This is a genomic window from Microvirga sp. TS319 (assembly GCF_041276405.1).
Taxonomy (GTDB): domain Bacteria; phylum Pseudomonadota; class Alphaproteobacteria; order Rhizobiales; family Beijerinckiaceae; genus Microvirga.
The window spans coordinates 1844900-1867500 of sequence record NZ_JBGGGT010000001.1; the positions used below are offsets into that span (position 1 = coordinate 1844900).

The window sequence follows — 22601 nt, forward strand, 5'->3', positions numbered from 1 at the left end:
CTCATCTTCGACCGGATGGTGCAGGATGCCTGCATGCGCCTTCAGCAGATGGATGTCCCGATAGAGCAGATCGCCTTCAGTCTCGGCTTCAAGGATCCCGGCCACTTCAACCGGTTCTTCAAAAGGCACATCGGGATTCCTCCGGGAGCCTATCGCCGCCGGATCAGTGCCCAGTGCCAGGGTGGAGAAAACTCATACGCTGCTTGGCCCTGAGCACATGCCGGAGCATCGTCTGAGCGGAAGACCGGGTCCACTTCTCCGCACGATGCGCTAGCGCCTTGTCACAGAAATCGGGCGCAGGAAACGGGTCGCCGCTCACGAAGCGATCTGGGAAGTCCGTCATGAGCATTGGACTCAAAGAAGGATTTCCATCAGTGACTACGCTCATGAACAAGACGGCCATCGTAACCGGGGCCAGCTCGGGCATTGGATATGCAACGGCCAAACTCTTCGCGCGGGAAGGCGCAAACGTCGTCGTCTCAGCACGTCGCTCCAAAGAACTGGAGGCGCTGGTAGCAGAGATCAAGGAAGCTGGAGGGATCGCCATTGCCGTTGCAGGCGATGTGAGAGACGAAGCCCTGGCCGAGGCACTCGTCAAAACCGCCGTCGAGCGCTTCGGCGGCCTTGACATCGCCTTTAACAATGCTGGCGCGGTGGGTGAGACCGGAGCAATTTCGGGTCTATCGGTCGATGGATGGCGCGATACGCTCGAGACCAACCTGACGAGCGCATTCCTCGGAGCCAAGTATCAAGTACCAGCGATGATGGACCGGGGCGGCGGCTCATTGATCTTTACTTCGACCTTCGTCGGCTATTCGGCCGGAATGCCCGGAATGGCATCCTACGCCGCCAGCAAGGCAGGTTTAATTGGATTGACCCAGGTTCTCGCGACCGAGTTCGGGAGCAGGAACATTCGCGTGAACGCCATCCTACCCGGCGGGACCGATACGCCGTCGAATGTCGTCAATGCTCCTGGAGCCCCCCAGGAACTCCGCGCATTTATTGAGGGTCTGCATGCTCTCAAGCGCCTTGCGACACCAGCGGAAATCGCGAAGGCAGTGCTATTCCTCGCATCCGACGCTGCGAGCTTCGTCACTGGGAGTGCCTTTGTCATCGACGGGGGTATTTCCATAACCCGGACATAGCGCTTGGCAGGCGCGGCCCCAGCATCCGTTTGGGGCCGCGCCCAACCCTGGGATCTTGGAACAATCCGCCGTTATCCGTCTAGCACTTCCGCCCCGCTTACGGCTTAGAACAAACGCGCTCGCGCTGAGCGCCATCAGGCGCCAAACGTATGATCCGTTCAGCCATCGAAGCACTCAGGGACCTCGCGAAGGCAGGATCATCGATACGATCCAATTGACGGCCGGCGCTCAGCTGCCACCTGCGTGAAGCCCTGACAATATTGTCGAGCTTGAGGACGTTTCCGTCATCAGACTTCGGATGGGCTCTCGCCGAACGGCGCGATCGACAATGGTCCGCTGAAGGGTCAATCTGGAGCAGGAATAGCCTCTCCCGATTGGAGATTGAGGCACAGGAGCGCTCCAGCGTTTATCACTCGGATCCGACAAGGGCCCCCGGTTGCTCCTCGACCGATCTCCACTGCTCGTCATGCATCATCCACAGTGCGCAACAGCTCATGCCGCAACCGGCTATGGCTTGATCGCCGTGGCATTGCCGCAGCGATGCATGTGAGCCACACTGAACTGCCGCCCGCAGTATGGTGTTGATGTCAGCATGCATAACTTGGCCAGGGAGGTTTGCGGAGAGAGTGTCCGGAAACCGGCCGGGCCACGAATATGCTTCGAGAGGCAAGTTCCATGGTACAGCCAGGCTGGCGAGATGTTCTGTTCTCCGTCAAGACCTTCGGCGCGGCCGTGCTGGCCCTCTATATCGCCTTCGCGCTCGACCTGACGCAACCCACCTGGGCCATGCTGACGGTTTTCGTCGTCTCCCAGCCCATTGCCGGAATGGTAGCGGCGAAGTCCCTGTTTCGCGCCATTGGCACGATCATGGGTGCCGCCGTGGCGCTCACTCTGGTAGGCGCTTTCGCACAAAGCGCTCCGATGTTCCTCGTGTCGCTCGCCCTTTGGATCGGCGCCTGCACCTTCACCTCGGTGCTTCTCCGCGATGCACCGGCTGCCTATGGCGCCATGCTGTCGGGATATACCGCCGCCATCGTGGGCATTCCAGCGGCCCTCGCCCCCGAAACCGCCTTCGACTATGCGGTCGGTCGCTGCATTGAGATCCTCCTCGGCATCGGCTGCGCCACCCTGGTCAGCCAGGTGATCTTTCCACGAACGGCTGGCGAAGCGTTGAAGGAATCGGTCAATGCCACCCTTGAGGACGCGGCAGATTGGACGAGAGACGTGCTGCACGGCAAAAGCCAGCAGGAGAAGGCGCTTGCAGATCAGCGAAAACTGATTTCCGACGCAATCTCTCTCGACGGCTTGAGGGTCTTTGCAACCTTCGACACGCCCTCCGTGAGAGCGGCCAGCAATGTGGTACGGCATCTACAGGGGGAATTGTTGTCCCTCCTGGCCATCCTGGTCTCTGTCAACGACCGCCTGGCGTTGCTGCGTGGGCTTGCTCCTGACAAGCACGCGGCCCTCCAGGACATCCTCGTACGGACAGCGAGCCTATTGCCTGCCCCAGGAGATCCGCTCAGGCACGATCCCAGTCTCGGGGCTGTGGCCGAAGGGCTGCGGCAGGAGGCCATGAGCCGCCTGCCGACCTTCGACGACATGGTGCATGACCACAGGTCCATTCCAGTCCGCAACATCCTCCTGCGGATCGGTGATCTGGTCACGACCTGGCGGCGAATTCTCGATCTTCGCGAAGCTCTGCTTTTAGGAAATACCATGTCCCTGTCCGAAGCAGCACCTTCAACGGATCGCTACCGGGACATCACCTTCGCGTTGGTGGCCGGGTCTGTATCCACGACCGCAGTCCTGGCAACATCCGCCCTGTGGGTTTCTTCCGGCTGGCAGCAGGGGAGTTCGGCGGTAATCTTCAGCGGTGTGATCTGCAGCATTCTCGGAGCGCTGGACGATCCGGTTCCCTCAGCGGCGAATTTCCTGCGCATGACAATCTTTTCGGCAATCTTTGCAGCAATTTATCTGTTCGCCGTTCTGCCGTCGATTGACGGCTTTGTCTCGCTCGTGTTCGCCTTCCTGCCGTTCTACCTGCCCTTCGGCATCCTGCTCGGCCTACCGCGCATCAGCCTGAAGGTAACGCCGCTCGGCCTCAACTTAGTGGCCTTTCTCGGCCTCACGAACGTCCGCAGCCAGCCCGATTTCGCAAGCTTCGCCAATTCAAGCCTTGCACTTCTCGCAGGTATCGGTGCCGGAATCCTGATGTTCAGGCTGCTGCGCCCGCTGGGCGTGGAGTGGACAGTCCGGCGGATCCGGCGTGGCATTTTGAGAGACTTGGAACGTCTGGCCGGCCCCGAAACCATGGTGAGCCGCAATCGCTTCGCAAGCCGAATGTTCGACCGGATCAATGCATTGTTCTCCCGCCTCGATGCGACGCAACCCGACCAGCGAGCTCTCATGCGCAGTGCCTTGGCAGCTCTGCGCGTCGGCTTCAACCTCATCCTGCTGAAGGAAGCGAGTCATGAAATCCCCCGAGATGCCGCAACAGCCATCGCTAGGGTTCTCGCCGAACTCGAACGACACTTCCGGGACCTACGGATGGGAACGACCATCAGCGGGCCCCTGCACGCAATCGACGATGCGGTCGCGATCCTCCTCGCGCGCCCTGTATCACGTGTCGAAGACCTTCTGACGGCGCTCGTCGCCGTCAGCAGTGCGCTCCACCAGCACGCGGATCTCTTCGGCCAAGTTCGTTCTTCGCCGGTTCCCGATATCATCCGTCAGGGGTTTCCGGCATGATCAAGGAAATTGATCTTTTCGGCGTCTTTCTACCACCCATGTTCGGCTATGCCGCGGCGGCCGCGCTGATCTGGCTGGTGCTGCGCAAGTGTCTTGCTTGGTCGGGCGCCTATCGCCTCGTGTGGCACCCCGCACTGTTCAACACCGCGCTCTATATCCTCATCCTGTCGGTCTGCGTCACCTTTGTCTTTCGTTAGGATCTCCCAGCCCGTGAAAGTCTCTCCAACCGTCCGAGTCGTCGTTACAGCACTGGTCGTCGCCATAGCGGCGGCAGCAGGGTGGTTCGCCTGGCAGAGCTACGTGGAAACACCTTGGACCCGAGACGGACGTGTACGAGCCAATATCGTGGAAATCGCTCCGGACGTCTCGGGAATGGTCTCCGAGGTCCGCGTCAAGGACAACCAACCGGTGAAGAAGGGTGATGTCCTCTTCACCATCGATCCGCAACCCTATCGCTTTGCCCTCGCCCAGGCGGAGGCCAACGCGCAGGGGCGCGAGCAAGAACTGGAGCAGCGCCGCCGGGAACTCGAGCGGCGCACACGCCTGTCGACCGCCGCTATTACGGCCGAGGCGCGAGAGCAGGCGGAGACGGCGGTCGCGACGGCCGAGGCTGTCTACAATCAGGCCCTGGCTACGCTCAACACTGCCCAGCTCAACTTGGATCGCACGCAGCTTCGCTCTCCCGTCAATGGCTTCGTGACCAATCTGCAGGTCGACCCGGGCGACTATGCAACTGCGGGACGGGCATTGCTTGCCATCGTCGACAGCGATTCATTCTACGTGGCAGGATACTTCGAGGAGACTAAGATCCGTAATCTGCGCGTGGGCGATCGGGCGACTGTTCGCCTCATGGGATTTCCGGACGAGGTCGAGGGCCATGTGGACAGCATCGCCCGCGCTATCGCGGATCGGGAGACGACACAGACCTCCGATGGCCTGATTGCCAACGTCAATCCTACCTTCAGTTGGGTGCGCTTGGCGCAGCGCGTTCCAGTCCGGATTGCTCTTGATCAGGTACCGGAGGACGTGCGGCTGAGCGCGGGAATGACCGCGACCGTGATCGTGCATCCTGCGGTTCCGTCACAAGCTCGGAACAGAGGTGTTCTCAGCGCCATTCTGTCATTTTGGCAGCAGCGCTAAACGGCTGTGTCGAGAGGGCTCAGCAGCAACGGTCCTGTCGTGAATTCGGAGAAGGGATGAGAGAAGGGTGGATACTCTGCGGGTATGCTTCGGCTGCCCCTTGCGCATCATGTAGCCCATATCGATCCCGCTGAGGATCACGCGAACGCTGCTCGTCGACTCGAACTCGAGCGTCGGTCGCGCCCGCCTTCTGATGGCCCTGTTCGACCCGGCTATCGAGATGGGTGCTTTGCCGGATCTGGATCGGCTTCAATGCGCGCCAAGATCGGTCCTCGAGACTGAGACGAAGCCCACGACGAAGGAGGCGTACCCCATTGGTATGTCTGCTCGATGAAGGAGCTGCCGTTCGTTCTGCTTCACGGGATCCGGCACGGGTCGCGGGACCTCCAAGGCTTCGACCGGGAGCGCCCTGAGCAGCCGATTTTGCAAGGAATTCGGCCCCATTCGCCCAAGCCTTGCGAAAGCTCTGCGAACCAGCCTGGTACCGGATTCGCCTCGGGTAGCGGCCGTGGCGTCAATACCACAACAAGGATCTAGGCCGATAAAGTCGGTACGTCGGCGGACAAAGATTGTCCGAGGGCCCGAGGAACAACGTAGCAGTGTGCGGATTGGGCCCGAGGAGATCAGCAGGATTGCTGTCGGGAATAATGGTGTGTGTTCGAGACAGCCCAAGCGATCGGTCCCGCACCTTTAGGCGTCGCTCCAGATCAGCTCTTCGGGGTCACACCCATGTCCATGCCCTCGCGTCCGATCCAGCACCGCCTTCCAAATGTCTGGGGAGCCTTGCTTCTCATTCTCGCTGGAACCGCTCTGCCTTCGGGATCGTCCCTCGCGCAATCTCAGCCCAATGCTGCGGGAGCTTCAGCCGATCTCCGGTCCCTATCCCAAGATGACCGGCAATGGCCGATGGCGATGAAGTCCTATGCCGCTCATCGGTTCAGTAATCTTGACCAGATCAATTCCGACAATGTCGGGCAGCTGAGGCTCGCCTGGACCTTCTCGGTCGGCGCCGCCCGCGGCCAAGAGGCCGCGCCACTTGTCGTGAACGGCACGATGTATGTGGTCGCCCCCTATGCAGGGCCCCATCCGAACCGTGTCTTCGCGCTCGATGCCACGACGGGTGAACTGAAGTGGTGGTATGCCCCGAAACCCAATCTGGCGGCGCAGGGAGTCGCCTGCTGCGACGTGGTCAACCGCGGCCTCGCCTACGACAACGGCAAGATCTTCCTCAACACTCTCGACCTGCACACGGTCGCCCTCGACGCCGGGACCGGGAAGGAATTGTGGGTCGCTACCCTCGGGGATATCAATCTCGGCGAGACGGTCACGATGGCTCCGCTGGTCGCCAAGGGAAAGGTTCTGGTCGGCAACAGCGGCGGCGAGATGGGCGTGCGCGGCTGGGTGACGGCACTCGACGAGAACACCGGCAAGATCGTGTGGCGCGCTTACGGGACAGGCCCGGATTCGGACGTCCTGATCGGCCCCGACTTCCAGCCGCATTACGACTGGATGAAGGGCAAGGATCTCGGCGTGAAGACCTGGCCGACCGACGGCTGGAAAACGGGCGGCGCAACCGCCTGGGGATGGCTGTCCTACGACCCCGAGCTCAACCTGGTCTATTATGGCACGGGAAACCCGGGGCCTTGGAATTCCAATCAGCGGCCCGGTGACAATCTCTGGGCCGCTACCGTGTTCGCACGCGATGTCGATACGGGAGCCGCGAAATGGGCCTATCAGACAGCCCCTCACGATCTCTGGGACCATGATAGCGTCAATGAAGCCGTTCTGGTCGATCTCGAGATCGACGGTCGAATGCGTAAGACGCTGATCCACCCCGGCCGGACCGGCTATATGTTCGTGCTGGACAGGACGAACGGAGAGGTCATCTCGGCAGATCCTTACGAAACGGTCACGGTCTACAAGGGCTTTGATCCGAAGACTGGGCGCCTTGAGCCGAACCACGACAAGGAGCCGACCCTCGGAAAGGTCGTCGAGGATGTCTGCCCGGCGCCGCCCGGCGCCAAGGACTGGCAGCCGAGCGCATGGTCGCCTCGCACGAAGCTTCTGTATGTGCCGCATCAACATCTTTGCGCGACCTTCAAAACGGGAGAAGTCGGCTACATTACGGGCACGCCCTATGTGGGCGCGACCGTCGACATGTATGCGGGTCCGGGCGGCCATCGCGGTGAGTTCATGGCCTGGGACCCGGTCAAGAAGACCAAAGTCTGGGCTATTACCGAAAGCTTCCCGGTCTGGAGCGGCGCACTCGTGACCGCAGGCGACATCGCCTTCTACGGAACCATGGACCGCTGGTTCAAGGCCGTGGACGCCAAGAGCGGCAAGGTCCTCTGGCAATTTCGCGCCGGATCGGGCCTCATCGGACAACCCGTCACCTATATGGGCAATGACGGCACGCAATACGTCGCCATCATGTCCGGCGTCGGAGGATGGCCCGGCGTGGTGGCGAATGCCGAGATCGATCCCCGGGCGAGGAACGGGGCGCTCGGCTTCGTGGGCGCCATGCAGGATCTTCCAGCCTACACGGTAGGTGGCGACTCTCTGCTGGTCTTTGCGCTGCCGCCGAAGGGCGCGGGAGGCGCTCCAGGTGGAGCTCCCACCGGCGCACCTGCGCCCGCAGCTCCGCCCGCTCCAACTCCCACGGCTCCCGCACCCCAAAACGGGCCCGCTCAATAATCGACTTCAAGGAGGTCGGGATGGCCGGTTCATCGAAGGTAGGGTTCCCTCGGATGGGCGCCATCGGACCAATGAGAGGGATCGCACGAGGGCTCTGGATGGGTGCCATCGGGCTCCTTCCATGGTCCGGCAGTGTTTGGGCCCAGCAGCCGACGCCTCCGCCGCCGCAGGCACCGCCTTCGGCAGTCGGACTACCGACCGAGCCCAATCCGGCACAAGCCCCTGCCCCGAAGCCGAATCAGCCATCGTCGCCGCAGGAGGGGCAAGGCACACTCGGCATGAGCGTGCCAACGCAATCCTATGTGGGCGGGATCGGGGCGGCGAAGCTTCTCGGCACGCCGGTTTCGCGCCTCTTTCCCGGCAACGTGCCACTTAAATCCGGCCTCCAGAACCCGGTCGGCGACGACCCTCAGGCGGCTCAGCGTGGCATGCAATACTTCCAAGCGTTCAACTGCGTCGGATGCCATGCGCCCAACGGCGCGGGCGGCATGGGGCCGTCGCTCAGCAATAGTGTCTTCATCTATGGCTCGGAACCGGCGCAGATCTTCCTCACGATCTACCAGGGCCGTCCACGCGGCATGCCGACCTGGGGCGTCATGCTGCCCGGCAGCGCGATCTGGGATTTGGTTGCCTATGTCCGGAGCATCAGCCGGGAGCCTTCCCGGCAATGGGGGCAAACCGTTTCCAGCCAAATGCCGCAGATCGAGCAAGTGCCGGCCGAATACGTGAGCACTGCTACCCCCTGGGATCAGACCGAAGCGTTCAGCCATGGCCAGAAGCCCAACCGCACGAAGTGAAGCTCCCCGGGCCGACGGCTGGTGGATCGCGATCCTCACACCCGTTTTGCTCCTTCCCGGAGCCGCGCGGGCCGATGTGCCAATGACGTATCTGCGCACCTTCGGCGGGTTCAAGGGCGAGCAGATTAAGGTCCTCACCTGGGCGCTGCTGATTCAGGCGATCGTGGTCGTGGTGATCGTCAGCTTGCTTGTCCTCATCGGCGTGTTGCTGCGCCGCTCGCGTCGGCCCGCGACAGGCCTCGACCGCCAGCCTGTGCAGGAGACAGGTAGCGGGTTGTCTTGGATCTATATCGGCGTCGGCATTTCCACCATCGCTCTCATCGGTTCGATGATCTGGAACGGCTACACCATGGCGGCCATCGACCGCCCTCCCCGCGCTCCTGAACTGACGATCGAGGTAAGGGGACACCAATGGTGGTGGGAAGTGCGCTACCTGAGCCAGGACACGTCACGGATCTTCGAGACCGCCAATGAGATTCACATTCCGGTCGGCCAGCCGGTGGAATTTCGGGTCTCGACCGTCGACGTCATCCACTCGTTCTGGATTCCAGCACTCGGCGACAAGATCGACCTCATCCCGAACCAGATCAACTCAAACTGGCTCGAGGCAGACAGCCCGGGGATCTATCGCGGGCAATGCTCCGAATTTTGCGGGCAGCAACACGCGCATATGGGCCTGGTCGTCGTGGCAGACAAACCGGCCGATTTCCAGGCCTGGTGGGACAGCCAGCTCCAGCCGGCCGCTCTTCCGGCCGATCAGCCGCAGGTCGCCGAAGGCGCAACGCAGTTCGTCCTGCGCTGCGGCGCCTGCCACAACATTCGCGGCACGCAGGCCGGCGGGCGGCTCGGTCCGAACCTGTCCCATCTGATGAGCCGCAAGTCGGTAGCGGCCGGAACGCTGCCGAACAATCCGGCTTATTTATCCGGCTGGATCGCCGACCCGCAGACCGTGAAGCCCGGCAATCTGATGCCGAACCTTGATCTGTCGGGACCGGAGCTGGCGAGCATCCGCACCTTCCTTGAAGCGCAGAAGTGAGGAGAGCTCTCGTGGCCGTCGGAACATATGAACGGGCTCCTACTCTCGAGAGGGCGGATTACGCCTCGCCGGTTGCTTCCGAGCTGGAGACGATATGGGAGACGAAACCCGGCATCGGCGGCTGGCTCTCGACCGTGGACCACAAGGAACTCGGCATCCGTTACATCGCCACCGCCTTCGCTTTTCTGATCCTGGGCGGCATCGAGGCGCTCGTCATGCGCGTTCAGCTCGCACGGCCGAACCTGAGTCTGCTGACGCCCGAGCAATACAACCAGATCTTCTCGATGCATGGCATCACGATGATCTTTCTCTATGCACAGCCGGTTCTGACCGGCTTCAGCGCCTATCTGTTCCCGCTGCTCCTCGGCACCCGCGATCTCGCCTTCCCCAGGCTCAACGCATTCTCCTACTGGGCCTATCTTGCCGCGGGACTGTTCATGTATGCGAGCTTCCTTGTGGCGGCGGCACCGAATGATGGTTGGTTTAACTACGCGCCGTACTCGCTCAAGACCTACAATCCCGGGCCCAACATGGACTTCTATGCCCTTGGCATGATCCTGCTCGGCATCTCGACAACGGCAGGCGCCATCAACTTTCTGGTCACCGTGCTGCGTACCCGTGCACCGGGCATGTCGATCAATCGCCTCCCAATCCTGACCTGGGGCACGACGACCACATCGGTGGGTATTCTTCTGTCCATGCCGGCTGTGACGCTCGCCTGCTTCATGCTTTGGGCCGACCGGCAGTTCGGCACGCATTTCTTCGACGCGACGGCGCGGGGCCAGCCTCTGCTGTGGCAGCACCTGTTCTGGATCTTCGCGCATCCGTGGGTCTACATCATTGTGCTACCGGCCATGGGAATCGTGTCGGATGCGCTGCCAATCTTCTGCCGCCGTCCGCTCGTCGGATACACGGTGGTCGTGCTCGGCACGATCGCCACCATGGTGATGGGCTTCGGCGTGTGGCTGCATCATATGTTCGCGACCGGGATTCCGTTCATCGCGCTGTCCTTCTTCAGCGGCGCATCTTTCGTGATTACGATCCCGAGCGCGGTCGCGGTCTTCGCCTGGGTGGCGACCATCTGGACCGGGCGCCCGGTTATCACCACGGCATTCCTGTTTTTCGCGGGCTTTATCTCCATGTTCGTCATCGGCGGCGTGTCCGGCGTTATGACGGCTTCAGTCGCAGCGGATCGCCAGCTCACCGATACCTATTTCGTGGTGGCGCACATTCATTACGTGCTCATCGGCATCAATCTGTTTCCGGTGATCGGCGGGCTCTTCGTCTGGTTTCCAAAGATGACCGGGCGCATGCTGAACGAGCGGCTCGGCAAATGGAGCTTCTGGATCATCCTGTGCGGTTTCAACTTGGCATTCCTGCCGATGCATTGGACCGGGCTCGCGGGAATGCCGCGGCGCATCTACACCTATCAGGATGGCATGGGCTGGAACACGGTGAATCTGGTAACCTCCATCGGCGCCTTCTTCCTGGCTTTGGGCATCCTGCTGGTCCTGATCAACATTTTCCTGAGCGTGCGGAACGGTGCCGTCGCGGGTCCGAATCCCTGGGACGGCCCAACGCTCGAATGGGTCACGCCGTCGCCGCCGCCGCCTTACAATTTCGCCGTCATTCCGGCTGTCGCGAGCCGCCATCCGCTGTGGGAAGACAGGCTCAGGGAGGGCATGGGGCATTCCTCGGTTCATCGGGGCCTCGTACTCGACGACGGCAAGGAGATGCTCGCCACGACGGTGCTCGATGCCGAGCCCGACGCGATCCTGAAAATGCCCGAGGATTCCTATAGCCCCCTCGTCGTCGCCGTCGTGATGACAGCAGGTTTCGCCGGCCTCCTTCTGCACTGGTGGGTGTTCTCAGGCATCTGTGCGTGGCTGATGTTCATGGGCCTGCTGGTATGGCTGTGGCCCGAGCCGAAACTCGGCCAGTCGGCGAGGTGGGATCGATGAGCGATATTTCCATGACCCATGCTCCGACCTCTGGCGCTGCCGTACGCCCGTCTCCGCTACCGGTCGGCAGTATCGGCCACAAGGCCTCGGGATGGTGGGGTATGCTCACCATCATTCTGACCGAGGGATCACTGTTCTCATATCTGCTGTTCAGCTACTATTACTTCGCCGTGCAGTACGGGCGCGAATGGCTGCCGAGCGAACCGCCGAAGTTCCGCCTGTCTCTTCCCAACACCATCATTCTAATCGTCAGCAGCGTCGTGGTGTGGTGGGCTGAGCGCGGGGCCAAGCGTGGCTCCTGGGGACAACTCGTGCTCGGTCTTCTCGGTGGCTTCATCCTGGGCTGCGTGTTCGTGGTGATCCAACTCTTCGAGTGGAAGGATAAGCCGTTCACCTACGCATCCAGCGCCTATGGCTCGCTCTATTTTACGATCACCGGCTTCCACATGGCGCACGTGGTTGCCGGGCTCGTAATATTGCTGATGCTGCTCGTCTGGTCGCTCATGCGCTACTTCGATTCCGAGCGCAATGCGCCGGTCTCGATCGGAGCGATCTATTGGCACTTCGTCGATGTGGTGTGGCTGACGGTGTTCTTCAGCCTCTACATCACACCTTATCTGGGATGAATCATGCCTGAGACCCTTATGAGAAGCTATGGCATCCAGCATCCGGCCCCCCATGGTAACAGCGTCAGCATGGGCCTGGTCTGGGCAGGTCTGCTGGCTGCTCCGGTAGCGTGGAGTCTTCAGCTTCTCGTCAATTACGGTCTGGCGAGCCATGCCTGCTTCCCGCGTGATTACCTTTACGCGCGGGTCGTCCCTGGTTGGGGCTGGATCATGCCTGCCCTCGTGGCGATCAATATCGCCGCCCTGGTTATCGCCTGCATCGGGACTGCGATCTCCTATCGGAACTGGAGTCATATCAGCCAGGAGGCATCCGGGGGGCACACACGGTTGCTCGAGGCCGGCGAGGGGCGCACGCGGTTCCTCGCTGTCTGGGGCATCTGGTCCGGCGTATGGTTCGCTATCGCGATCGTCTTCGACACGATCGCCGTCTTCGCGGTGCCGCTATGTGGAAGCTGAGGTATTCGGCTCTCGTTCTATGGACTCTCGCGGCCGTGAACTCCGCTGCGGCGCACGTGGGCGAAGGGGGCGAGCTTCATTGGAATGTCGAGGCCTGGGTGATCGTTTCGCTCACTGCTGCAATGATGCTCTATGGCTTTGGGCTGCGGAGTATGCGGATACGCAGGGGCGGACGGAGCATCGTCGGGCGCGTTGAAATCGCCACCTTCGTGGGTGGAATTGCCTCGCTCGTCGTCGCGCTTCTTTCGCCGCTCGATGCATTGGGAGCCGAGCTTTTCTCCGGCCACATGGTGCAGCATCTCGTGCTGATGTTGGTGGCCGCGCCGCTCTTCGTTCGGGCGCGGCCGCTGATCGTCTTCCTCTGGGCCCTTCCGCGTGGCACGCGCAAGGCGCTCGGGCGGCTCTGGTCGGGGGGTGGATTGGGGGGATTCTTCAAAATTCTGACCGCCCCATTATCGGTTTGGCTGGCCTTCTGCGGTTTGTTCGCCTTCTGGCATCTGCCGCGGCCCTATTCCTGGGCCCTGGCGCACGAGCCCGTCCATGTTGTGGAACATCTTTGCTTCTTTGTCAGCGCATTCGCATTCTGGTCGGTGGTGATCGAACCCTCCGGGCGCCGACGACTCGATTACGGCGCGACGCTGCTCTTCGTGGCGACGGCGGCGATCCTGAGCGCCCTGCCCGGCGCCCTGATGGTGCTGACCTCGCGTGCCTTCTATCCGGCCCATGCGGAAGGTGCGACACGCTGGGGATTGACGCTCCTGGAGGATCAGCATCTTGCCGGACTGATCATGTGGATTCCGGCCGGCTTCGTCTACATGGCGGCCATCGGGATCCTGTTCGTGCTGTGGCTACGCGCCTCCGAAAAGCGCGCCGCAGCGAGTTTACAGAAATACGCCGCCATGAGCTCGACCGTGGTTCTGCTCCTCGTCGTAGCTGGCTGCGAGGAGGTGACGGGCGTGCAATCGCCAAGCAATGTCACGCCGGTACCGGCGAGCTTCGACGGTGATCCTGGCCGCGGTGCCGTCGTCATCGCTCAGACCGGCTGCGGCTCCTGCCATACCATTCCGGGCATCACCGGCGCAAATGGACTCGTCGGCCCGCCACTCACCCAGATGGGGCGGCGTATCTATGTCGCGGGCCTGTTGCGTAACACGCCGGACAATATGGTGACGTGGCTGCGCGATCCGCAGGTCGTCGTGCCGGGCAATGCCATGCCGAACATGGGATTGCAGGATCAGCAGGCCCGGGATATCGCCGCCTATCTCTATACGCTTCAATAGTGACCTGGACGCTAGAGCATCGGACGTGAGGTGGAACCCACATCCGATACTGCAAGTTTCTGTTTTTGAGCATCTTTTCACGCAAAACCGGTGCCCACTTCCCGCGTTCGATGCTCCCCTCTTAGATGAGCGCATTGTTGCGAGCGGACCCGAAGGGCCACGGCCGTGAAAACCGGGTCCACTTTTCGCTAGCGCGGCCCGCTGGGTCCGCACGATGCGCCAAGGATCGACTTGAAGCGAGAGCTGTTTCCACAAGGTGGAAACAGCTCTTTTCTTTGGTTCAGCCGCAGCATGGCTCAACCATCGGGGATCAGGCGCGCTTTGCTCCGAGATTGGCGAGCCCAGGCTCGCGAGTGCCGTCTTGCGAACCGGTGAGGTTCGGAGAACCGCCCACAGGGCTGGCATGGACGTTTCCGCCTTGAGACAGAAGATCTATAGGCAGGGGAAAGACGATGGTCGAAGAGCGCTCGCTGGCAATGTCGTGCAGGGCTGCGAAATAACGGAGCTGCATGGCGCGTGGCTCGGCTGCGAGCAGGTGCCCAGCCTCCACAAGCTTCTCTGCCGCTTGTTGCTCGCCCTCGGCGTTGATCACCTTCGCTCGCCGCAGACGCTCGGCTTCAGCCTGTTTGGCGATGGCTCGCACCATATTCTCATTGAGATCGACATGCTTGATCTCGACGTTGGCGACCTTGATCCCCCACGCATCGGTCTGCTGGTCGAGGATCTGCTGAATGTCAGCGTTGAGGCGGTCGCGCTCCGCCAGCATTTCATCGAGTTCATGCTTGCCCAGCACCGAGCGCAGAGTGGTCTGTGCCAGTTGGCTCGTCGCAGTGATGTAGTTCTCCACCTTAATGATTGCGCGTTCAGGGTCGACGATCCGGAAGTAGATCACAGCATTGACCTTGACCGAAACATTGTCGCGCGAAATCACATCCTGAGACGGTACGTCCTGCACGATGACCCGCAGATCAACTCTGACCATCTGCTGTACGAAGGGAACAAGGATGATCAGCCCGGGGCCCTTCACACCTGTGAAACGGCCGAGCGTAAACACGACCCCGCGTTCATATTCCCGGAGCACCCTGACCGCCGCACCCAGGAACCCGATGATGATCAGGGCCAGGATCAGGTAGGTGAGATAATCGAGCATCATGGCCGTCCCTCCGAACCCATGGCCACTCCGGGTGTGCGGCGTACTTCAAGCATCAGGCCTTCGATCCCGGCGACCTGAACGTGTTCGCCCGGCGTGAGAGGCTGAGATGCCCGGGCTTGCCAGCGCTCTCCAAAGGCCAGGACATGGCCCGCGTTGCCTGACCAGTCGAGCACCTCTGCAGGTTGTCCGACCATGGCGGGTGCGCCGGTCCTGACCGGCTGATGGCGGATCCGCCACACATAACCTAACGTCAAGGCTAGGAGGCCAATGCTTGCGACCAACGCACCTCCGATGACGGTCCATGAGAGCTGGAATTCTGGCACATTGGTATCGATCAGCATCATGGCCCCGAGGAGGAAAGCCACAAGCCCACCCAGTCCAAGAACGACGGTCGGGTTGAAGGCTTCCACAACCAGAAAGGCAAGGCCAAGCAGTACCAAGGCAAGCCCGGTATAGTCCACGGGCAGCATGTTCAGGGCGTAGAGACCAAGGACGAGGCAGATCGCACCGATCACCCCAGGTACAGCCGTTCCAGGATTGCTGAATTCGAAGATCAGGCCGTACACCCCGACGATCATCAGGATGAAGGCGACATTCGGATCGGTGATCGTCGCGAGTACCCTGATAAGCCAGCTTGGCTCTTCCATCCGGATGGGAAGTCCAGCGGTGGCAAGACGCCGGCGCTCACCCAGCACCTCAACCTCACGTCCATTGACGCGTGTCAGGAGTTCCTCGGGCGTCTGAGCCACAAGGTCGATCACGCCCTTCTCCAATGCCGCCTGAGACGAGAGGCTGGCGGCTTCCCGCACAGCTTCTTCCGCCCAGTCTGCGTTTCGGTGCCGAAGCTCGGCGAGGCTTCTGATCAAGGCGACCGCGTCGTTGGTCATCTTTGTCGCCATGGCATCCTTGGTGCCCTCACCCGCCCGGTCAGCCCCATCCTTGTCTTTCGACTGACCTGTCGAGGGAAATGTGGGCGGACCGCCGATCTGTACAGGGGTCGCAGCCCCGAGATTGGTGCCCGGCGCCATGGCGGCCACATGGGTTGCATAAAGGATATAAGTGCCCGCGCTGGCCGCATGGGCACCAGCGGGCGCCACGAATCCGATGACCGGTACGGAGGAAGCCAGCACGTCTGCGATGATCTCGCGCATGCTCGTCTCCAATCCTCCTGGCGTGTCGAGGCGCAGGATGATGGCCTCGACCGTTTGCGGATTAGTGGCGAGAAGGGCATCTCTCACGTATTTAGCCGTCGCGGGACCGATCGGTCCCGTGACCGGCATCAAGGTCACATAGCGTCCCGTATCCATCCTGCGGGCAGGCTCCGAGGCGCTCGCCGGGGCCCACGCCGTCAGCATGATGACGGCTACCAGCAGTCGGGTCAGATACTCCAGGCACACGTACCGACCTCCTAAGGGGTGAGGCCCGTCCTTCCGGACGAATTGTAGCATTGAACAACCGGGTGAACCATCGCGCCATCCGGCGCCAAATTTGGCCAGATTCTGTTGTCGAGCTTAACTTCACCGTCGACAATATTCATGGCTGAGGCGGGTGAGAAAATCCGCTCTGGGGGCTCACCCGAGACCTTAGCGCATCGTGCGGCTCCGGCGGGCCGCGCTCATGAGAAGTGGACCCGGTATTCGCTGACGCGGCCCTTCGGGTCCGCTCCGAACGGTGCGCCATTTAAGGAGTGGAGCGTCGGACGTGGGTTCGATGTCACATCCGATGCGCTAGTTCGGCTGCCCGGGCCTTGTCAGCGTTTCTCCAAGAGGATGTAGAGGCCGGGCACGGGACGGCCTGCCTCGAGCCGAATGTCGCTTTCGACGGCCTCCAGGATGACGAAGTCGGTCGCCGTCGCCTCGATATAGTCGAGCGAGTGAGCGAAACGGCCGGAGGGTTGCAGCTTGAAGCCTGTTTGTCCGGCGACTTCGATGCTTAGGGCGAGCAGGCCTCCCTGCACCATGGTGCCGGCAGCGGCGCGCAGAAGCGGTCCGAGATCGCCGAAATAGATCAGCGAATCCGCCGCGAAGATAAGATCGAACCGGTTCGATGTCGTCTCAAGATAGGCGACAGCCTCCGACTTCACGAGTTCGGCATACCCACCGCGCCTCGCCGCTTCGGCCAGCATACCCGAGGAAATATCGACCCCGATCAGGGTTGGACCGAACGGCAGCAACTCCTCGGCGGCCAGTCCGGTGCCGCATCCCAAATCGAGCATGGATTTGAAGCCGGCCCGGTATGGGGCCAAGAGCTTCGCCATCTGGGCTGGTGCATTGTATTGGAGTGTCCCAAGCAATTTGCTGTCGAACTGAGGCGCAAATTGATCGAAGTAGCTCTCGATGTATTCTGTGGGAGTGGCCGTTATGCTCCGCCCCAGTACGGCGTCGAGAAGGTAGCGCCGAACTGGATCATCGGGCTTCTCGGCAAGGCGCATCCGGCCGATTTCGGCCGCCGCGTCGAGGTGGCCGGAGGCGCTCAGAACGGAAAAGGCATCCCGCATGATAATGGCGAGATCTTCGCGATCCTCGCCGGCAATGTCGCTGTAGTTTTGGAGAGCTTCCTGAACGCCGCCCTCGATCATGGCCTGGAACGTCAACGCCCGCGCCCGCTTCTGCCGGCTCAGCGGATCGAGTTCGAATGTGAGCCGAGCGGCTTCGTCGAAAGCGTTCGCGCAACCTGTGAAATCGGACATGATGAAGAACAGGTGGCCGAGGGCGAAATGAGCGAGGCCGTTGACAGGATCGAACTCGACGGAGGCTCGCACGGCGCCGAGCGCCTCCTCATAGCGTTTCTTCCTGAACAGCAGAAGACCGAGCCCAAGATGAGCAGCGGCAGCCTTCGAATTGAGAGCGATTGCGCGACGGTAGGCGTCCTCGGTCGTCTCCATGTCGTCCAGCCGGTCCGACACGCCGGCGAGGGTCTGCCAGGATTGGGCGTTGCCCGGGTCGATCTCCAGGGACTCCCGTACCGCTGCCAGGGCCAGCTCATCGCGATCCGAAGCACTGTAGACACTCGCCAGATCGCGCCAGAGGTCAGGATCTTTGGGATTCAAAGAGAGTGCGGCCGCAAAGGTTCGAGCGGCCGTGTCGAAGCGTCCGTTTTCCCAATGAACGAGACCGAGTTGCCGTAAGGCAGGGCCTGGATGGCCGAACTGATCGACGAGGTGGCCGAAGTCCGGCAAGCTCGCCTGCAGGTTAGCCACCAGTGTCATCGTGACGCTGACGTCAGGAAGTTGGATAGTCGTCATGTCAATGGACCCGAATGCCATGCCTGCCGGAAGCCAGATTACCGGGTGCAGGATTAAACGAGCTGGCTTTTCCGAGCCTTGTGGGTTGATGAATTGTGTCGAGCTGTTCCACGGTCTTGATGGGCACAAGGAGCATCGTCAGCCACTGACTGCAATGGCTTCGGCATCGCCGAAGCCGCTCGTGTGACTCTTACGGAACGGCTTCGCAACCTGGGCGGAGCTCAACTTCCCGTCATGATCCAGGGCCAACGGTTGACAGCTGAGATGTGGCAATCGGCTGAAGCCGAGCTTCGGGCTTGGATCCGGTCCTCCAACGGGGGCCCTTCCTGAAGAATGGGTATATCGGTGAGCACGGCCGCCCCCATTGTTGAGTAATGTCCGCAACGGCGCGAACCGGCGCTTTCAGCGTACGCGAGACGCCAATAGACCAATCTCGCAACATTGGATCAGACGTTGCGGGCGCGGGCACGCGACACAGGTCGCGGGATCGAGTCGTCAATAACGGTTGCAAAATCTATCAACAGCACACAGTCTAAAAACCCGGTATCTCCTGAAGGATAGGTCAGACAGGTTGACCTCGATAGAGTATTTGGTGACCGTTTGGGGAGGTGGTATAGAATATCACTTGATCTAAGAACTATTTTTCTAGAGTATCCTTAAACAACACTGTCAGCCTGCATCAGACGGGCGACGGGAATGAGGGGCTGGGAGGAAGCGCATGCTTCAACACCGCCCCGTATCTTGGACGCACCATGCGTCTGCCGCCCATGTGCATGGGTCGTTCCAAACCCAATCCCCCCATCAAACTGGGCACCGTGCATCCAGATCAGAGCAGGCGGCCCATGGCTACTGTTGAGATCCGCGACGTCCGAAAGGCCTACGGCTCTGCTCAGGTCCTTCATGGTGTGTCGGTTGACATTCGGGATGGGGAGTTCGTCATCCTCGTTGGCCCCTCGGGCTGCGGCAAGTCCACGCTCCTGCGCATGGTGGCTGGGTTGGAGAACATCACGGGAGGCGAGATCCGGATCGGCTCCAGGGTGGTGAACAACGTGCCACCCAAAGAGCGCGATATCGCCATGGTGTTCCAGAATTACGCGCTCTACCCCCATATGACGGTAGCCGACAACATGGCCTTCTCGCTCATGTTGAAGAAGGCGCCGAAAACCGAGATCAACACCAAGGTCAATCGTGCAGCCGAGATTCTCGGCCTCACAAGGCTCCTCGATCGCTACCCGCGCCAGCTCTCCGGCGGGCAGCGCCAGCGCGTCGCCATGGGCCGCGCCATCGTGCGCGACCCACAGGTCTTCCTCTTCGACGAGCCGCTGTCCAACTTGGACGCAAAACTGCGCGTCTCGATGCGGAGCGAGATCAAGGCGCTGCACCAGCGGCTGAAGACCACCACGGTGTATGTGACGCACGATCAGATCGAGGCCATGACGATGGCGGACAAGATCGTGGTCATGCACGATGGCCTCGTCGAGCAAATCGGCGCGCCGCTCGAGCTATACGACAAACCGGCGAACCTGTTTGTGGCCCAATTCATCGGCTCTCCAGCCATGAACATTCTGGAAGGCCACATTGGGTCTTCCGGCTTTGCCATAGGCGACCTGATGCTCCCGGTGCAGAACACGCCTGCGGCTTCCGTCGGGCGGCCGGCCTATTACGGCATCCGGCCCGAGCACTTCCGGCTGCACCAGGATGGCCTTGCGATTCAGGTCATGGTGGTCGAGCCCACCGGCTCGGAGACTCAGGTCGTGGCGAAAGCCGGTGAGCGGGAGCTCACCTGCGTTTTCCGCGAACGCATCAGCGCGCAGCCGGGCGAGTTCATTCATGTCGCCCCCGATCCGGCTCTCGTCCATCTTTTCGACCGGGAAACAGAACGGCGCATCAACTGACCCCAAGCACGTGGCTTAGCCGGGCAGCCACGCGTCTCATCAGGAATCCCGGTCTGCGGAGGAAACGAACGATGAGCCTGTCTAGACGTGATCTGCTTCTCGGGACGGCAAGCCTGACAGCCGGCATGGCGGGAGCTCAGCTTTTGTCCGGCCGGCCGGCCTTTGCGCAAGATGCTTCTCCGCAATACAAGCCGGAGCAGGGGGCCGCCCTCCGCGTCCTGCGCTGGACACCTTTCGTGAAAGGCGACGAGGATTCATGGCTCGCCAACACCAAGAAGTTCACGGAGGCGACCGGCGTCGAGGTGCGTGTCGACAAGGAAAGCTGGGAGGACATCCGCCCGAAGGCGGCAGTGGCGGCCAATGTAGGCTCGGGACCGGACATCATGCTCGTCTGGTTCGACGATCCGTTCCAGTATCCGGATAAGCTCGTCGACGTCACGGATATCGCGACGAGTCTTGCCGGCAAGTACGGCGGGTACTATCCGGGTCCCGAGGCCTATGCCAAGCAGAACGATCGATTCATCGCCCTGCCTCTCGCGGCGATCGGCAACGGCATCCTTTATCGCGAGAGCATGCTCCAGCAGGCAGGCTGGTCGAAGTTCCCGGAGAAGGCCGACGAGTTCCTGGAAATGTGCAAGGCTCTCAAGGCTAAGAGCAAGCCTGCCGGCTTCGCACTGGGCAAGGCGGTTGGCGATGGCAACAACTTCGCGCACTGGATCGTCTGGAGCCATGGTGGCAAGATGGTCGACGAAAGCGGCAAGGTCGTAATCAACTCGCCTGAGACGATCAAGGCCCTGCAATATGCCCGCGAGCTCTACCAGACCTTCATTCCAGGGACGGAGAGCTGGCTCGACATCAACAACAACCGTGTATTCCTGTCAGGCGACATCTCGGTGACGGCCAATGGCGTGTCCCTCTATTACTCCGCTAAGAATGATCCGAAGATGGCGGAGATCGCTAAGGACATCCGCTCGACGGTGATGCCGACTGGCCCGGTCGGGCAACCCGTCGAGTTGCACCAGACCACCTCGGCAGTCATCTTCAAATATACGAAGTACCCGAACGCAGCTCGCGCCTATCTGCAATATATGCTCGACAAACCGCAGATGGACGCATGGATCACCGCATCGAGCGCCTATTGCTGCCCACCGCTGAAGGGCATGATCGACAACCCGGTCTGGACAGCCGATCCGGTGCACGAGCCCTATAAGCGTGCCTCCGCGACCCTGCGGCCGAACGGCTATGCCGGGCCGCTCGGTTACGCCTCGGCCGCCACGATGGCGGATTACGTGATGGTCGACATGGTGGCGGAGGCCGCGACCGGGCAGCGAACTCCAGAGGAGGCCGCCAAGCGCGCGGAGCAGCGGGCAAACCGCTATTACCGAATCTGACGACGGTGAAGGGCGGCGTGACAACGCCGCCCCTTTTCTCTTGAAATCACTGGAGACGCCTCATGGCCGATGCCGCCCTGTCCCGGGCAGGCGCAACAGCCGCGCCGACCCGCCTGCCTCTGTTGCAGAACAAAGGCTTTCTCGGCCTGCTCTTCATGCTGCCGGCTGCAGCCTTTCTGCTGATCTTTCTGTCCTATCCTCTCGGGCTCGGCGTCTGGCTCGGATTCACCGACACGCGCATCGGTCGTCCGGGCGTTTTCGTCGGCCTGGAGAACTACCAGCTCCTTTGGGAAGACAGCATCTTCTGGCTCTCGGTATTCAACACCATCCTCTATACGGTAGCTGCCTCGGCTCTGAAATTCGCGCTGGGCCTATGGCTCGCGCTTCTCCTCAACGAGCATCTGCCGTTCAAGGCCCTCATCCGTGCCATTGTCCTCCTGCCCTGGGTGGTGCCGACGGTGCTTTCGGCCATTGCATTCTGGTGGATCTACGACTCGCAATTCTCGATCATCTCCTGGGCGCTGATGAAGTTCGGATTGATCGGTTCGCCGATCAATTTTCTGGGAGATCCCAATAACGCCCGTGCGACCGTGATCCTTACCAATGTGTGGCGTGGCATACCTTTCGTGGCGATCACCCTGCTCGCAGGGCTGCAGACGATTTCCCCGTCTCTGCACGAGGCCGCAACTCTCGACGGAGCCACCTCCTGGCAGCGCTTTCGTCACATTACGCTGCCGATGCTCTCGCCGCTGATCGCCGTGGTGATGACTTTCTCGGTTCTCTTCACGTTCACCGACTTTCAGCTCATCTATGTCCTCACCCGGGGGGGACCGCTGAATGCCACTCATCTCATGGCGACGTTGAGTTTCCAGCGAGCCATTCCGGGTGGTCAGCTTGGTGAAGGCTCCGCAATCGCCGTAGCAATGGTGCCTTTCCTTCTTGCGGCGATTCTCTTCAGCTACTTCGGACTGCAACGCCGTCGTTGGCAGCAGGGGGGAACGGATTGATGGCCTCCTCCTCCAGACCTGACAATCC

General features: G+C 61.3%; 19 protein-coding genes (1 of these 19 cut by a window edge). 16 read left to right on the forward strand and 3 right to left on the reverse strand.

Annotated features, from left to right (window positions below; all coding sequences use genetic code 11):
• Positions 1-15 precede the first annotated feature (15 nt).
• From AB8841_RS08415 to AB8841_RS08470, 12 genes are all read left to right on the forward strand, one after another.
• Positions 16-213 (forward strand): helix-turn-helix domain-containing protein, encoded by a 198-nt coding sequence (locus AB8841_RS08415; protein WP_370435323.1) that lies wholly within the window; start codon positions 16-18, stop codon positions 211-213.
• A gap of 161 nt (positions 214-374) precedes the next feature.
• On the forward strand, positions 375-1145 hold the full coding sequence (locus AB8841_RS08420; RefSeq protein ID WP_370435582.1) for an SDR family oxidoreductase: 771 nt from the start codon (positions 375-377) through the stop codon (positions 1143-1145).
• Positions 1146-1820: 675 nt separating this feature from the next.
• A complete protein-coding gene (locus AB8841_RS08425; protein WP_370435324.1) occupies positions 1821-3893 on the forward strand; it encodes an FUSC family protein in 2073 nt (690 codons plus the stop codon).
• Positions 3890-4090: a DUF1656 domain-containing protein gene (locus tag AB8841_RS08430; protein ID WP_370435325.1), complete on the forward strand. Its 201-nt coding sequence runs from the start codon at positions 3890-3892 to the stop codon at positions 4088-4090. Before AB8841_RS08425 ends, AB8841_RS08430 begins: the two co-directional genes overlap by 4 nt.
• A gap of 13 nt (positions 4091-4103) precedes the next feature.
• Positions 4104-5033: an efflux RND transporter periplasmic adaptor subunit gene (locus AB8841_RS08435; RefSeq protein ID WP_370435326.1), complete on the forward strand. Its 930-nt coding sequence runs from the start codon at positions 4104-4106 to the stop codon at positions 5031-5033.
• Positions 5034-5768: 735 nt separating this feature from the next.
• Positions 5769-7727 (forward strand): PQQ-dependent dehydrogenase, methanol/ethanol family, encoded by a 1959-nt coding sequence (locus tag AB8841_RS08440; protein WP_370435583.1) that lies wholly within the window; start codon positions 5769-5771, stop codon positions 7725-7727.
• Between the two features lie 278 nt (positions 7728-8005).
• Positions 8006-8524, forward strand: a complete 519-nt coding sequence (locus tag AB8841_RS08445) for a cytochrome c (RefSeq protein WP_370435327.1) — start codon at positions 8006-8008, stop codon at positions 8522-8524.
• Positions 8525-8606: 82 nt separating this feature from the next.
• On the forward strand, positions 8607-9560 hold the full coding sequence (gene coxB, locus AB8841_RS08450; protein WP_370435328.1) for a cytochrome c oxidase subunit II: 954 nt from the start codon (positions 8607-8609) through the stop codon (positions 9558-9560).
• 11 nt (positions 9561-9571) lie between these two features.
• Positions 9572-11521 (forward strand): cytochrome c oxidase subunit I, encoded by a 1950-nt coding sequence (gene ctaD, locus AB8841_RS08455; protein WP_370435329.1) that lies wholly within the window; start codon positions 9572-9574, stop codon positions 11519-11521.
• Positions 11518-12147: a heme-copper oxidase subunit III gene (locus AB8841_RS08460; RefSeq protein ID WP_370435330.1), complete on the forward strand. Its 630-nt coding sequence runs from the start codon at positions 11518-11520 to the stop codon at positions 12145-12147. The genes ctaD and AB8841_RS08460 overlap by 4 nt, the downstream gene beginning before the upstream one ends.
• 3 nt (positions 12148-12150) lie before the next feature.
• Positions 12151-12603, forward strand: coding sequence for a hypothetical protein (locus tag AB8841_RS08465; protein ID WP_370435331.1), 453 nt, complete (start codon positions 12151-12153; stop codon positions 12601-12603).
• A complete protein-coding gene (locus AB8841_RS08470) occupies positions 12591-13883 on the forward strand; it encodes a cytochrome c oxidase assembly protein (RefSeq protein ID WP_370435332.1) in 1293 nt (430 codons plus the stop codon). The genes AB8841_RS08465 and AB8841_RS08470 overlap by 13 nt, the downstream gene beginning before the upstream one ends.
• 310 nt (positions 13884-14193) lie before the next feature.
• On the opposite strand, the gene AB8841_RS08475 is transcribed toward AB8841_RS08470, so the two are convergent.
• The 3 genes from AB8841_RS08475 to AB8841_RS08485 form a co-directional block, all read right to left on the reverse strand.
• Positions 14194-15036, reverse strand: a complete 843-nt coding sequence (locus AB8841_RS08475) for a slipin family protein (protein ID WP_370435333.1) — start codon at positions 15034-15036, stop codon at positions 14194-14196.
• Positions 15033-16433 (reverse strand): nodulation protein NfeD, encoded by a 1401-nt coding sequence (locus AB8841_RS08480; protein ID WP_370435334.1) that lies wholly within the window; start codon positions 16431-16433, stop codon positions 15033-15035. Before AB8841_RS08480 ends, AB8841_RS08475 begins: the two co-directional genes overlap by 4 nt.
• A gap of 353 nt (positions 16434-16786) precedes the next feature.
• Positions 16787-18280 carry a tetratricopeptide repeat protein gene (locus tag AB8841_RS08485; protein WP_370435335.1) on the reverse strand — a complete coding sequence of 498 codons (1494 nt, stop codon included), beginning with the start codon at positions 18278-18280 and terminating at the stop codon, positions 16787-16789.
• 842 nt (positions 18281-19122) lie between these two features.
• On the opposite strand from AB8841_RS08485, the gene AB8841_RS08490 reads away from it, so the two are divergent.
• The 4 genes from AB8841_RS08490 to AB8841_RS08505 all read left to right on the forward strand — a co-directional run.
• Positions 19123-20175 (forward strand): ABC transporter ATP-binding protein, encoded by a 1053-nt coding sequence (locus tag AB8841_RS08490; protein WP_370435336.1) that lies wholly within the window; start codon positions 19123-19125, stop codon positions 20173-20175.
• 71 nt (positions 20176-20246) lie between these two features.
• Positions 20247-21566, forward strand: a complete 1320-nt coding sequence (locus AB8841_RS08495; RefSeq protein ID WP_370435337.1) for an ABC transporter substrate-binding protein — start codon at positions 20247-20249, stop codon at positions 21564-21566.
• A 62-nt stretch (positions 21567-21628) separates the two neighbouring features.
• Complete coding sequence (locus tag AB8841_RS08500; protein ID WP_370435338.1) at positions 21629-22573, forward strand: carbohydrate ABC transporter permease; 945 nt, start codon at positions 21629-21631, stop codon at positions 22571-22573.
• Positions 22573-22601, forward strand: the 5' end (the start) of a protein-coding gene (locus AB8841_RS08505; protein ID WP_370435339.1) for a carbohydrate ABC transporter permease. It continues 871 nt past the right edge of the window; 29 of the gene's 900 nt are visible here — the first part of the coding sequence; the start codon lies at positions 22573-22575; its stop codon lies off the right edge, out of view. Before AB8841_RS08500 ends, AB8841_RS08505 begins: the two co-directional genes overlap by 1 nt.

Excerpts from the sequence above, each read along its gene's own strand:
- AB8841_RS08445 (WP_370435327.1), top strand. The coding sequence starts at position 8,006 with ATGAGCGTGCCAACGCAATCCTATGTGGGCGGGATCGGGGCGGCGAAG.
- AB8841_RS08470 (WP_370435332.1), top strand. The coding sequence starts at position 12,591 with ATGTGGAAGCTGAGGTATTCGGCTCTCGTTCTATGGACTCTCGCGGCC.
- AB8841_RS08485 (WP_370435335.1), bottom strand. The coding sequence starts at position 18,280 with ATGACGACTATCCAACTTCCTGACGTCAGCGTCACGATGACACTGGTG.
- AB8841_RS08460 (WP_370435330.1), top strand. The coding sequence starts at position 11,518 with ATGAGCGATATTTCCATGACCCATGCTCCGACCTCTGGCGCTGCCGTA.
- AB8841_RS08495 (WP_370435337.1), top strand. The coding sequence starts at position 20,247 with ATGAGCCTGTCTAGACGTGATCTGCTTCTCGGGACGGCAAGCCTGACA.
- AB8841_RS08475 (WP_370435333.1), bottom strand. The coding sequence starts at position 15,036 with ATGATGCTCGATTATCTCACCTACCTGATCCTGGCCCTGATCATCATC.
- AB8841_RS08430 (WP_370435325.1), top strand. The coding sequence starts at position 3,890 with ATGATCAAGGAAATTGATCTTTTCGGCGTCTTTCTACCACCCATGTTC.
- coxB (WP_370435328.1), top strand. The coding sequence starts at position 8,607 with ATGACGTATCTGCGCACCTTCGGCGGGTTCAAGGGCGAGCAGATTAAG.
- AB8841_RS08490 (WP_370435336.1), top strand. The coding sequence starts at position 19,123 with ATGGCTACTGTTGAGATCCGCGACGTCCGAAAGGCCTACGGCTCTGCT.
- AB8841_RS08425 (WP_370435324.1), top strand. The coding sequence starts at position 1,821 with ATGGTACAGCCAGGCTGGCGAGATGTTCTGTTCTCCGTCAAGACCTTC.
- AB8841_RS08500 (WP_370435338.1), top strand. The coding sequence starts at position 21,629 with ATGGCCGATGCCGCCCTGTCCCGGGCAGGCGCAACAGCCGCGCCGACC.
- AB8841_RS08440 (WP_370435583.1), top strand. The coding sequence starts at position 5,769 with ATGCCCTCGCGTCCGATCCAGCACCGCCTTCCAAATGTCTGGGGAGCC.
- AB8841_RS08465 (WP_370435331.1), top strand. The coding sequence starts at position 12,151 with ATGCCTGAGACCCTTATGAGAAGCTATGGCATCCAGCATCCGGCCCCC.
- AB8841_RS08415 (WP_370435323.1), top strand. The coding sequence starts at position 16 with ATGGTGCAGGATGCCTGCATGCGCCTTCAGCAGATGGATGTCCCGATA.